The organism is Mumia zhuanghuii, assembly GCF_042681565.1.
Classification (GTDB): Bacteria; Actinomycetota; Actinomycetes; order Propionibacteriales; family Nocardioidaceae; genus Mumia.
This window is the reverse complement of record NZ_JBHUFT010000008.1, coordinates 1,039,333-1,050,711: the sequence shown is the minus strand read 5'-3', so window position 1 is coordinate 1,050,711 and position 11,379 is coordinate 1,039,333. Positions and strand designations below refer to the sequence as shown.

General features: G+C 69.7%; 11 protein-coding genes. 4 read left to right on the top strand and 7 right to left on the bottom strand.

Annotated elements, in window-relative coordinates; all coding sequences use genetic code 11:
- Positions 1-34 precede the first annotated feature (34 nt).
- Positions 35-2,215, bottom strand: a complete 2,181-nt coding sequence (locus ACFSDF_RS13440) for a DNA gyrase/topoisomerase IV subunit B (RefSeq protein ID WP_377159062.1) — start codon at positions 2,213-2,215, stop codon at positions 35-37.
- 149 nt (positions 2,216-2,364) lie between these two features.
- Here ACFSDF_RS13440 and ACFSDF_RS13435 point away from each other — a divergent pair, with 149 nt between their 5' ends.
- On the top strand, positions 2,365-2,595 hold the full coding sequence (locus ACFSDF_RS13435; RefSeq protein ID WP_167008605.1) for a DUF7455 domain-containing protein: 231 nt from the start codon (positions 2,365-2,367) through the stop codon (positions 2,593-2,595).
- An 80-nt stretch (positions 2,596-2,675) separates the two neighbouring features.
- On the opposite strand, the gene ACFSDF_RS13430 is transcribed toward ACFSDF_RS13435, so the two are convergent.
- Positions 2,676-4,757, bottom strand: coding sequence for a WD40/YVTN/BNR-like repeat-containing protein (locus tag ACFSDF_RS13430; RefSeq protein WP_167008603.1), 2,082 nt, complete (start codon positions 4,755-4,757; stop codon positions 2,676-2,678).
- Positions 4,758-4,866: 109 nt separating this feature from the next.
- Positions 4,867-5,217, bottom strand: coding sequence for a hypothetical protein (locus ACFSDF_RS13425; RefSeq protein WP_167008600.1), 351 nt, complete (start codon positions 5,215-5,217; stop codon positions 4,867-4,869).
- Between the two features lie 74 nt (positions 5,218-5,291).
- Between ACFSDF_RS13425 and ACFSDF_RS13420 the strand changes: the two genes are divergently transcribed.
- Positions 5,292-5,774, top strand: coding sequence for a DUF456 domain-containing protein (locus ACFSDF_RS13420; RefSeq protein WP_167008597.1), 483 nt, complete (start codon positions 5,292-5,294; stop codon positions 5,772-5,774).
- Positions 5,775-5,788: 14 nt separating this feature from the next.
- On the opposite strand, the gene ACFSDF_RS13415 is transcribed toward ACFSDF_RS13420, so the two are convergent.
- Positions 5,789-6,517 (bottom strand): DUF981 family protein, encoded by a 729-nt coding sequence (locus ACFSDF_RS13415; protein WP_243843124.1) that lies wholly within the window; start codon positions 6,515-6,517, stop codon positions 5,789-5,791.
- Positions 6,518-6,604: 87 nt separating this feature from the next.
- Here ACFSDF_RS13415 and ACFSDF_RS13410 point away from each other — a divergent pair, with 87 nt between their 5' ends.
- Positions 6,605-7,216, top strand: coding sequence for a TetR/AcrR family transcriptional regulator (locus ACFSDF_RS13410; RefSeq protein ID WP_167008595.1), 612 nt, complete (start codon positions 6,605-6,607; stop codon positions 7,214-7,216).
- A gap of 6 nt (positions 7,217-7,222) precedes the next feature.
- On the opposite strand, the gene ACFSDF_RS13405 is transcribed toward ACFSDF_RS13410, so the two are convergent.
- Positions 7,223-7,834 (bottom strand): rhomboid family intramembrane serine protease, encoded by a 612-nt coding sequence (locus ACFSDF_RS13405; RefSeq protein ID WP_167008592.1) that lies wholly within the window; start codon positions 7,832-7,834, stop codon positions 7,223-7,225.
- Between the two features lie 134 nt (positions 7,835-7,968).
- Between ACFSDF_RS13405 and ACFSDF_RS13400 the strand changes: the two genes are divergently transcribed.
- Entirely contained in the window at positions 7,969-9,318 is a 1,350-nt protein-coding gene (locus tag ACFSDF_RS13400) for a phytase (RefSeq protein WP_208322519.1), read from the top strand.
- A gap of 84 nt (positions 9,319-9,402) precedes the next feature.
- Here ACFSDF_RS13400 and ACFSDF_RS13395 read toward each other — a convergent pair whose 3' ends face one another.
- Both ACFSDF_RS13395 and ACFSDF_RS13390 read right to left on the bottom strand, forming a co-directional pair.
- On the bottom strand, positions 9,403-10,818 hold the full coding sequence (locus tag ACFSDF_RS13395) for an RNA polymerase sigma factor (RefSeq protein ID WP_377157829.1): 1,416 nt from the start codon (positions 10,816-10,818) through the stop codon (positions 9,403-9,405).
- A gap of 100 nt (positions 10,819-10,918) precedes the next feature.
- Positions 10,919-11,323, bottom strand: coding sequence for a universal stress protein (locus ACFSDF_RS13390; RefSeq protein ID WP_167008589.1), 405 nt, complete (start codon positions 11,321-11,323; stop codon positions 10,919-10,921).
- Positions 11,324-11,379: the final 56 nt, after the last annotated feature.

Below are 11,379 nucleotides of genomic sequence, written 5' to 3'. Positions count from 1 at the left end.
GGTGAAACGTCGGGTCCTTTTGTCGGGTTCCTCGTCAGGCGTCGATGCGGTCCGCGTCGAGCTCGTACGCGCCCTGCACGATGAACTCCTTGCGCGGCGCAACCTCGTTGCCCATCAGCAGCTCGAAGACCTCGCTCGCGTCCTCGGCGTCGTCGACGGTGATGCGGCGCAGCGTACGGCGGCGCGGGTCCATCGTGGTCTCCGCGAGCTGGTCGGCATCCATCTCACCGAGGCCCTTGTAGCGCTGGATCGGGTCCTTCCAGCGCATGCCCTTCTTGGTGAGCTCGGCGAGCTTGCGCTGGAGCTCGGGGTCGGAGTACGTGTAGACGTACTTGTCCATCCCCTTCTTGGGGTTGACCAGCTCGATGCGGTGCAGCGGCGGCACGGCCGAGAAGACACGCCCCGCCTCGACGAGCGGACGCATGTAGCGGAAGAACAGCGTTGCCAGCAGGCAGCGGATGTGGGCGCCGTCGGAGTCGGCGTCGGCCATGAAGATGATCCGGCCGTACCTCGCCTGCTCGAGGTCGAACGACCGGCCGGAACCGGCGCCGACGACCTGGATGATCGAGCTGCACTCGGCGTTCTTGAGCATGTCGGCGACCGACGACTTCTGGACGTTGAGGATCTTGCCGCGGATCGGCAGCAGCGCCTGGAACTCCGACGAGCGCGCCGACTTGGCCGTGCCGAGCGCGGAGTCGCCCTCGACGATGAACAGCTCCGTACGGTCGTTGTCATTGCTGCGGCAGTCGGCGAGCTTGGCCGGGAGCGAGCTGGACTCGAGGGCGCTCTTGCGGCGCTGCGTCTCGCGCTGCTGGCGGGCCATCTCGCGGGTGCGCGCGGCGGCGACCACCTTCTCCATGACCGCGCGTGCCTTCGCCTTCTGAGCAGCCTTGGTGGACGTGAGGAACGCCTTCAGCTCGTCGGAGACGACCTTGGCGACGATCCGGGTCACCGGCGGCGTGCCGAGGACCTCCTTGGTCTGCCCCTCGAACTGCGGCTCGGCCAGCCGTACGGTCACCACCGCTGTCATGCCCTCAAGGATGTCGTCCTTGATGACGTCCTTGTCGCCGGCCTTGAGCTGGCGGTTGGCGCGGAGCACCTCGTTGAACGTCTTCGTCAGCGCCCGCTCGTAGCCCGTGACGTGGGTGCCACCTTTGGGCGTCGCGATGATGTTGACGAACGACCGCAGGGTCGTCTCATAACCGGTGCCCCAGCGAACGGCGACGTCGACGTCGAGGTCGCGCTCGACGTCCTGCGGGGTCATGTGGCCCAGGTCGTCGAGCAGCGGCACGGTCTCGGTGAAGTGGCCGGTGCCCGTCAGGCGCAGGACGTCGGAGACGGCCGGGTCGGGCGCCAGGAACTCGCAGAACTCGCCGATGCCCCCGTCGTGCTTGAACGACTCCTCGAGCTTCTCCGGGCCGCGCTCGTCGCGGAGCACGATCTCGAGGCCCGGGACCAGGAACGACGTCTGCCGGGCACGGGTGACCAGCTCGTCGTACGAGAACTGGGCGCCCTTGATGAATATCTGGTGGTCGGCCCAGTAGCGGACGCGCGTGCCGGTCGTCGTCTTCTTGATCCGCCCGATCTTGCGCAGGCCGCTCTTCGGGGTGAACGTCGTGTCGGGGGTGTCGCCGGCGAACTCGCCCGGGGCGCCACGACGGAACGACATCTCCCACCGCGCGCCGTCCTTGGCGACCTCGACGTCGAGACGCTCCGACAGGGCGTTGACCACCGAGGCGCCGACGCCGTGGAGTCCGCCCGTCGCCACGTACGAGCCGCCGCCGAACTTGCCGCCCGCGTGCAGCTTGGTGAAGACGACCTCGACGCCGGAGAGCTTGGTCTTGGTCTCGGTGTCGACGGGGATGCCGCGACCGTTGTCGTGGACCTCGACGGAGCCGTCGGGATGGAGCACGACCTCGATGCGGTCGCAGAACCCGCCGAGCGCCTCATCGACCGCGTTGTCGATGATCTCCCACAGGCAGTGCATGAGCCCGCGGGTGTCGGTGGAGCCGATGTACATGCCGGGGCGCTTGCGGACCGCCTCCAGGCCCTCCAGGACGAGGAGGTTGCGGGCGTTGTACTCGGTGTCGATGACAGGCTCCTTCTGCGACGTACGGCCCGGGGTGGCCGGGCGCGACGGGGCCAATCTACCGAGCGGGTCCGACGAACTCGGTGCACCGTCGGCGGCGGGCGGGGCGCGTGTCGCAGACCACACCGTCGAGCCTGGACGAGCCAGGTTGACGAGGACGGGTACGGTCGAAGTGTCGGGCATCCTCCAGATGACCGACAGGGGAACACGTTCCCATGGTTGGATGTTGATCCTGAAGGACCGCCTGGTCCGACTTGGAAGAGAAGAGGTCAGACGTGACAACTGCTGTCGCCCCCACCGCTGCCCTCAGCGCCGCTGATCGTTGCGACCGTTGTGGAGCCCAGGCCTACGTACGCGCCGAGCTCGCGAGCGGCTTCGAGCTCCTGTTCTGCGCACACCACGCACGCGCCCACGACGCAAAGCTGCGCGAGGTCGCCGCGAACATCCACGACGAGTCCGACAAGCTCACCGGCACTCCGGCGACGGCGCCGGCCGAGGAGATCTGACCTCCCGCCGGCTGATCACCGCACGACCTGACGAGGGGCCCCGTACCGATCCGGTACGGGGCCCCTCGTGTCGTGTCAGGTCAGCGAGTCCATCGCGGACGCACCACGATGCCGTCCAGGACGCCGTCGCCGGTGATCCGCACGGCACCCGCACGACGCTGACGCGGCTGAGCGACCGTCTCCACGACTGCGAACTTCGTCCGGCCCGCGGTGTCCACGTAAGCCCTCATCACACCCGGCCGACGGATGGTGAGCCCTCGACGGCCCGGCTCGCGCTTGTACACGACGATGACGTCGGCTCCCCGCGGGACTGCGCGGAGCCTCACCGTCCCGCCGGGGCGGATCCGCGTCGCGCTCGCGTCGACGAAGCGCTTGCTACGTAGCTTCTTCGTGGTGCCCGAACGCGTCAGCGCACGGTCGTCGTACGGGCGCGCAGCACACTGCTGGGTCCACGCCGACACGTTGCCGGCGCGGTCGGTCGCACGCATCTGGACGCAGACGACCTTGCCGCGCGGCACCGCGAGGCTCACCGAGCGCCGGGGCGTCCGCGCCAGCGCACGCGGCGTACGCCAGGTCCGCGACATCCGGGCGGCGGTCTGCGCCGTCACGGAGTAGCGGACCTGGTACGAGGCGACGCTCGACTCGAACTCGTCGGCCCCCCACCGGAACGTCGCCCGGGACGTCAGCACGACCTCCTTCGCGTGCATGAAGGTGCTCGCCGGCGGCGCCTGGTCGAGGATCCAGCGCGCCGTGACGACGGGCGAGACCCGCCCTGCGGCATCGATGGCGCGGACGCGGAGCTCCTGGTTGCGGCCTGCCACCTCGGGCGACCAGCGTGAGATCTGGTGAGGGCTCGAGCACTCCTCGAACCATGGGTTGTTGCCGTAACCGCACTCGTACGTGAGCCACGCGTCGGCCGAGTCGGCGTCGGTCGCGGCGAAGCGGACGACCTGGTTCGCCACCTTGGTCACCGCTGGCGGGACGGCCGTGAAGCGGACGGACGGCGTCCGCGTGTCCGGGAACGAGCGCAGCAGCGTCGAGCCGTGCATCACGACAGGACCGCTGGCGCTGACCGCCACGACCGTCCTCCCTGCGTTGGCGAACTGCCGCTCGTGCGCTGCCAACGACGTCACCACTCGGCTGTACTCGTCGACGCGGCCCCACGATCCGCCGCCCGTCGAACGGTGCAGGTTCTGGCCGTCGCCGCTCGCGAAGAACATGTCCCCCTCGGCTGTGAGGTCGAGCATCTGCGTCGCCGAAAGGTTGGCGAGCTTCGTCGGCTCCGACCATGTCACACCGTCCGCGGAGGTACGAACCTCTCCTCGACGTGACGCACCATCGGCGTACGAGAGCCCGAAGGCGATCGTGCCGCCCGTCGTGATCGCGACGCGCGGCGTACCACCGTCCCGACCCACCGCCAGCGTGCGGGGGGTGCCCCACGTCGTCCCGGCATCGGCGGAGACGCGTACGGTCCACGTGCCGGCGCCGGTGTTGGCCACCAGGGCGGCCTTGATTCCGTTGACGTCGAGGTCGACGTTCCCGTTGCCCACTGCCACGACGATCGGTGCCGCCCAGGTGGCACCGCCGTCGTCCGTGCGGGCGACGAAGACGTCGGAGGCGACCCTGTACGTCAGGACCGCCCGGTCACCGGAGGCAGCAAGTCGCAGGTTCGTCGGGGAGGCGGTCGTCGCGATCTCGACCGTCTCGGGGGTGCCGCTCGTGGCGCTGGCGGACCAGCGGGCGACCCGCACGACGGGCTTGGCAGGACCGGCGAAGCCGGGGCTCGCGGAGAGGACGTGTGCCGCGGCGACAGCTACGACCGGCGCGCTCGCACCGTCGTCGACCTTGCGCTGCGGTCCGAACGTACGTCCCGCATCGGTCGAGAGGCGCAGATAGCTCTCCGGACCGCATGACGTCGCGGTGCATGGCCGCCACCGGACCGCAACCACCGGGCCCTCCGCATCCGCGGCGACCGCATCGTCCGCCTGCGGCACCGCACTGGTGGACAGGTTCGTCACCGCCCACCCGAGCGGGGCCGGCTCCGCGGCCGTGGTCGTCTCGCCTGCTGCGCTGCCCGGCGCCACCGCCAGCACACCCGCCACCAGCACCCCGCCCAGCGAGGTCGCCACCATGGCCGCCAGGCGCGGCCGTCGTCCGATCATCACGTGATCCTCCAGCCAGGTCACGTACCGAACGTGACACTCGGAGTGTTTCTATCTCAGCAGAAGGCCCCTGCGATAGATGCGTCACGTAACGATTCGGGACGCCGACTCACGGGCAGTCCGTCGGACCAAACTCCACGGTGCTCCCGTCCGCATCCGGGATGAACTGAAAGCAGGAGCGCTCGACCTTCTCTGCGCCGCCCCATCCTTCAGTGACCGTCCGCTCGTACCGGACGACCACGGCGAGGTCGCCACCATCGCGGGTCCCGTCGGTGGCGACGACCTCACCGACACGTACCCACGTGCCGAGCTTCTCCCCCGTGTCCGCACCCCGGAAAAGCCCGAGGTTGAGCCGGTTGCGGTCGAGGTCGGCCTGCTTCCAGTCCCAGGAGTGCCCGCACCCCGCGAGGGTGAGCAGGAGCACCACCAGCACGGCCGCCGTACGAACTCGTTGCGTCACGCTCCCATCATCGGTCGGCTGTTGCCCCGACGCCAGCGTCCTCGTACTCAACCCCCGTCTGGCACCCTTCCCCCATGGGAACCCTCGGCACCGTCCTCGTCGGCCTGGCCATCCTCGTGGGCCTGGTGGGGATCGCGGTCCCCGTCCTGCCCGGCTCGCTGCTGATCTGGGCCGCGATCGGCGTCTGGGCGTTCGCCACCGGCTCGGCCACCGGGTGGGTCGTGTTCGGCGTCTGCACGGTGCTCTACGCGCTGACCCTGGTCGTCCAGTACCTGATCCCCGGCAAGCGCCTCAAAGAGGCAGGCGTCCCCGGCCGGGCGATGCTCGCAGGCGGAGTGCTCGGCGTCGTCGGGTTCTTCGTGATCCCGTTCGTCGGGCTGTTCGTGGGCTTCGTCCTGGGCGTGTACGCGTGGGAGCTCAACCGGCTCCGCATCCACTCGGCCGCATGGACGGCCACCAAGCACGCGATGAAGGCCGCCGGCCTCTCGATTCTCATCGAGCTCACCGGCGGCCTCCTGTCGACCGCGGTCTGGGTGGTCGGGGTCGTCGCGACCTGACCACCACCGCGTCGTTACATCGTGTTGACGATGAGGCCGATGTGGGTGAAGAAGTTCATCGCGCCGAACAGCAGGAACGCGACACCGGTGATCCCCCAGACCCAGCCGGTCACCGACGCGATCCAGTCGCGCCCGGCCCGCACGCCACGCCCGAGGCGATTGACGGCGAACGGGAACAGCAGGGCCCCGACGCCGACGAGCGCGATGAGGCCCGACATGAAGATCGCCTCGACGAGAGGCCACTCGGCGAACGCACCCGAGATCGGCTCCTCCGGCGGAGCGGCAAACAGCTGATACTTCACGCCCGCGACGGCGATGCCTAGGAGGCCGAGGCCGAGCCCGAAGACGAACACGCCGATCGGCTTCACGAGCGCCTTGACGGCCTCGCGCGGGTTCTCGGCAGCGAGGATCGCGTCACCGCGACGCCACAGGGCGAACGCCGCGAAGAGCAGCAGCACGCCGAAGCCGAGGCTGGTCTCGCCGAAGATGATGTTGTCGAAGGGGAAGCCACCGGCCGCCAGGGGCCAGGTGAGCGTCATGTGCGCGCCGGTCAGCGTCAGGATCGTGCCGAGCGCGCCGAAGTTGAGCGCCCATCCTGCGGGGCTGATGCTCTGCGGATCCTTGCGGAAGTCGCGAGCCAGCCAGACCAGTCCGATCAGCCCGGCGCCGACGGCGACCGACATGATCGTGTTGTAGGTGGGCATCGTCGCCCAGTCGATCTTGAGACCCTCTGCGAGGACCATCTCGTCATCCCCTTTCATGGGCTAGAAGTGATACGTATGTATAACTTCTTGGGACCTCGTAGTATTCCGGCAACGCGAAGGAGTCCCATGGCCGTACGCTCGCCCCGTCAGGCCCGCAGCGCGGAAAAGCTCGACGCCCTACGCTCCGCGGCAGGCCGCTTGCTCATCGAGGAGGGTCCGGACGCTGTCACCTACCGCGGGGTCGCTCTCGCCGCGGGCCTTCCTGCCGGCACCGCGTCGTACTACTTCCCCTCGCACGACGAGCTGTACGCCGCCGCCGTCGACGCCGCGGAGGAGCAACGGACCGAGGCCGCACACGCCCAGGCCAATTCCCTCGAGGAGAAGCCCCGCACAGCCCTCGAGGTCGCCCGGCTGCTGATCGACGTCGCCTACGCGCCACACGTCGCCGAGGATGTCGTCACCCGGCGGCTCGAGCCGATGCTGGCCGCCCAGCGCAACGAGCGCCTGCGTCCCACCATGACCGCCTCACGGCCGCGGCTCCTCGATGCGCTCGCCACCGTCGTCACGCGCAGCGGTCACCCTCCGCCCGAGCCGGACGACCTCGAACTCCTGGCTCAGGTCATCGACGCGGGGCTCATGTACGCCCGCGCACGCGGCAGCGAGCACGTGATCGACGACGCCGCGCTGACCGTCGCGAGGATCCTCACCCTGATCGACAAGGAGCGCCCGCAGGCGTGAGCGGGCTCAGTACGCCTGGTTCCGCCGCTGCACCCGACGCTCGTGGTTGTCGCGGCGTCCGAGCCACCACGCCATGACGACGCCCGCGACGGCGCCCATCAGGTGGCCCTCCCACGACACGCCCGCCTGCCCCGGCAGGATCCCGCCGACGATCCCGCCGTACAGGATCGCCACGACGACCGCGACCAGCACAGCGATCACGCGTCGCGTGACGATCCCCCAGACGACGAGGAACGCCGCATAGCCGTAGATCACGCCGCTCGCCCCGATGTGGACCGTGTACGGGGCTCCGATGAGCCACGTCCCGATCCCGCCGATGAGCACGATGCCGAGCGTCGCCGGCCAGAACCGCCCCCTCGCCGTGTACGCCAGCAAGATGCCGAGCACGAGGAACGCGGTGGTGTTGGCGATCAGGTGATCGAAGCCGCCGTGCAGGAACGGCGCCGCGAGCACCCCGTACAGGCCGCCGGTGTCACGGGGCCGGATCCCGTGCTGGTCGAGGAACACCCCAGGCAGCGCGTCGAAGATCTCGAGCAGCCACATGACCCCGAGCAGCACGAGCACCGGGACCACGGGAGCGAGGTACGACCGGCGCGCTGGCGTGCTCGTCGACGACATGGCCCCAGGCTATCCGCGACGTGCAACCAGGAGGTCCCCAACGCGTCGTCCGACGTCCACCTCGGCGCCACCTGGACGTCGTTGGGCGACACCAGGGTGGGGATGGTCAGACCCCACCGACCTCAGGAGCTCCCGTGGCCCGACCACCCCGCCCTCGCACGCTTCTCGCCACGCTGGTCAGCGCGCTGTGCGTCGTCACCTGCGCCACCGCGGCCGCCGCCACGGCCACCCTGGCCCCGACGGGCACCCGCCCGGGCGACGGGCGCCCCGCCCACCCGCGCACGATCGCCGCGGCGCTCGAGACGCGAGCCGTCTTCGACGACGAGGCCGGCGGCGACGCCGACGCCGACGACCCGGCCATCTGGGTCGCGCCCCGCGAGCGCACGCACAGCCTCGTCCTCGGCACGCTCAAGAACGGCGGCCTCGACGCGTACGACCTTCGCGGGCGGCTCGTCCAGCACGTCGATGCCCCCGTCGCGCCCGCCGACGGGCTCGAGGCGAGCCGGTTCAACAACGTCGACCTCGCCCTCGGTGTCCGCCTGGGCGGCGCCCGTACAGACCTCGCCGTCGTCAGCGACCGCGGCCGCGACCGCCTGCGCTTCTACGCGATCGACGACGACGGCGCCCGACGCGGAGCCGCCCTCCGCGACGTCACGGACGCCACGGCACCCCGACTGTTCTCGCCCGACGAGGCATCCGTCGAGGAGCAGAACACGGGGTACGGACTCACTGTCCGCCCAGACCCTGCGGGTGGCCTTCCGTACGTCGTCGTGAGTCAGCGCAATCGGACGACGGTCGGCCTGTTCCGCGTCGTCGTGACCTCTCGGGGCACCGTCACGTACGCACCGGTCGACGAGGTCGTCCTCCCCTCGACGTTCGCCCGTGACGAGGGTGGCAGCTGGACGCCGTGCGGAGAGCCCGGTGAGGGACCGCAGGTCGAGGGCATGGTCGTCGACACAGAGGCCGACATCCTGTATGCGGCGCAGGAGGACGTCGGTGTCTGGCGGGTCCCGCTGGGCGCCGAGGCGCTCGGTCGTCCGACCCTCGTTGAGCGTGTCCGGGAGTTCGGGGCGCCGTCGACGTACGACCCGCAGACCGAGGAGTGCACCGTCACCGGCACCTCCGCCTCAGGCGGCCGGCATCTGAGCGCCGATGCCGAGGGGCTGACGATCGCGTACGGGTCTGGCGGCAGGCGCACCCTCGTGGCATCCAGCCAAGGTGGCAGCACGTTCACGACGTTCCGGATCGATCGTGGGTGGGCGGCCGAGCGCACCTTCGCGATCAGCGACTCGACGGCGACCGACGGCGTCCAGCACAGCGACGGCGCGGCGGTGGTGACGACGCCGCTCGGGCGCGCCTTCCCTCGAGGCCTGCTCGTCGTCCACGACGGCGAGGCGACCCCGTACGAGACGGGCGCCGACGGTGAGCAGCGCGTCAGCACCAACTTCAAGCTCGTCGACGCGGGCGCGCTGCACCGCCGCTGAGCGCGGCGGCCGGACGTCCGCACGCACGAGCGCCGCGTACGGGATCCCGTACGCGGCGCTCGTCGTCGCTCTGAAGCGTGCCGCTCAGTCGAGGTAGTCGCGCAGAACCTGCGAGCGCGACGGGTGACGCAGCTTGCTCATCGTCTTGGACTCGATCTGGCGGATCCGCTCGCGGGTCACGCCGTAGACCTTGCCGATCTCGTCGAGCGTCTTGGGCTGGCCGTCGGTGAGGCCGAAGCGCATCGAGACCACACCTGCCTCGCGCTCGGACAGCGTGTCGAGGACCGCGTGCAGCTGCTCCTGCAGGAGCGTGAACGACACGGCGTCGGCCGGGACGATCGCCTCGGAGTCCTCGATGAGGTCACCGAACTCCGAGTCGCCGTCCTCGCCGAGCGGCGTGTGGAGGCTGATCGGCTCGCGACCGTACTTCTGTACCTCGACGACCTTCTCCGGAGTCATGTCGAGCTCCTTGGCGAGCTCCTCCGGGGTGGGCTCGCGGCCCAGGTCCTGCAGCATCTGCCGCTGGACACGGGCCAGCTTGTTGATGACCTCGACCATGTGCACCGGGATGCGGATGGTGCGGGCCTGGTCGGCCATTGCGCGGGTGATCGCCTGGCGGATCCACCACGTCGCGTAGGTGGAGAACTTGAAGCCCTTGGTGTAGTCGAACTTCTCGACCGCACGGATCAGACCCAGGTTGCCCTCCTGGATCAGGTCGAGGAAGAGCATGCCGCGACCGGTGTAGCGCTTGGCCAGCGAGACGACGAGTCGCAGGTTGGCCTCGAGGAGGTGGTTCTTGCCGCGGCGACCGTCCTCGACGATCCACTCGAGCTCCTCGCGCATCGACTCCGAGAGCCGCTTGGCGGTCGCGAGCTGCTCCTCGGCGAAGAGGCCGGCCTCGATCCGCTTGGCCAGCTCGACCTCCTGGCCGGCGTTGAGCAGCGAGACCTTGCCGATCTGCTTGAGGTAGTCCTTGACCGGGTCGGCGGTCGCACCGGCGACGGTGACCTGCTGCTCCGGCTCGTCGGTGTCGTCGGCGGCCGAGATCGTGAAGCCCGACGCCTCGTCTTCCTTGAGCGTCGGGTCGGTCTTGAGATCCTTCACGAACACCTCGTCGGGGATGTCGGGGAGGATCTTCTTGCCGTTCTCGTCGACGATGATCGCGTTGGCGGTGACGTCGACGGCAGCGGACTTCTTGGCCGACGTCTTCTTGGCGGGCGCCTTTTTGGCCGGAGCCTTCTTGGCGGCGGCCTTCTTCGCCGGGGCGGCCTTTTTGGCGGGTGCCTTGGCGCCCTGCTCGGTCGTCGCCTTGACGGTGGTGCGGGACCCAGCCTCCGCTACGACTGTCTTCCGTGCTCGACTGTCGGGCGCTGAAACCACGAGGTGACTCCCTTGGGGTGTTCGGACCAAAAGGTCGCTGCGAGCGTTCGAGGGCGCGGTCAACCGGCCTCCCGTCAACCGCGGCACCGTCCAGTGTGCCACGCGCGCGGACCGAACCACGAACCGCCTCGGCCCGACGCACGGACCGTGACCGAAACGCGACCTTTGGGGACGGTCGTCGCTTGGCCAGGGCCGCCACGTCGATCCTACGGACGCCCGATCAGCTGCTGGCTTTGACGGCGAGCACGGGGCACGTCGAGTCGAGAAGGACCCGCTGCGCGTTGCTCCCGAGGATGAGCTTGCCGACCGGCGAACGTCGGCGCAGGCCGATCACGATGAAGTCGGCGCCCGTCTCGTTGGCGACCTTCACGAGATCGTCGGCGGGATCCATGCCGCGGACCAGCTGGCGGACCTCGGAGTCGACGCCGGAGTCCGTGAGCTGGGCACGCACCTCGGCGAGCTGCTCCTCGGTCTTCACGGCGTCCTCGTCGTCGAAGTCCCGTCCACCGCGGTGGGAGTTGACCACCACGAGGTGCGCCCCCCGAAGCTTCGCCTCCTCGACGGCTCGTGCGAGAGCCGCGCGGCCCTCGGGCTTCGGGACATATCCCACGACGATCGTGCCCATCCTCGACCTCCCAGTGTCAATGTGGTCCCGACACTATCCCCGATCGCCCCGTCTCG

Bases quoted from the DNA above. Each gene is read 5' to 3' on its own strand.
- ACFSDF_RS13410 (WP_167008595.1), top strand. From the start codon at position 6,605: ATGGCCGTACGCTCGCCCCGTCAGGCCCGCAGCGCGGAAAAGCTCGAC.
- ACFSDF_RS13415 (WP_243843124.1), bottom strand. From the start codon at position 6,517: ATGGTCCTCGCAGAGGGTCTCAAGATCGACTGGGCGACGATGCCCACC.
- ACFSDF_RS13390 (WP_167008589.1), bottom strand. From the start codon at position 11,323: ATGGGCACGATCGTCGTGGGATATGTCCCGAAGCCCGAGGGCCGCGCG.
- ACFSDF_RS13430 (WP_167008603.1), bottom strand. From the start codon at position 4,757: ATGATCGGACGACGGCCGCGCCTGGCGGCCATGGTGGCGACCTCGCTG.
- ACFSDF_RS13420 (WP_167008597.1), top strand. From the start codon at position 5,292: ATGGGAACCCTCGGCACCGTCCTCGTCGGCCTGGCCATCCTCGTGGGC.
- ACFSDF_RS13405 (WP_167008592.1), bottom strand. From the start codon at position 7,834: ATGTCGTCGACGAGCACGCCAGCGCGCCGGTCGTACCTCGCTCCCGTG.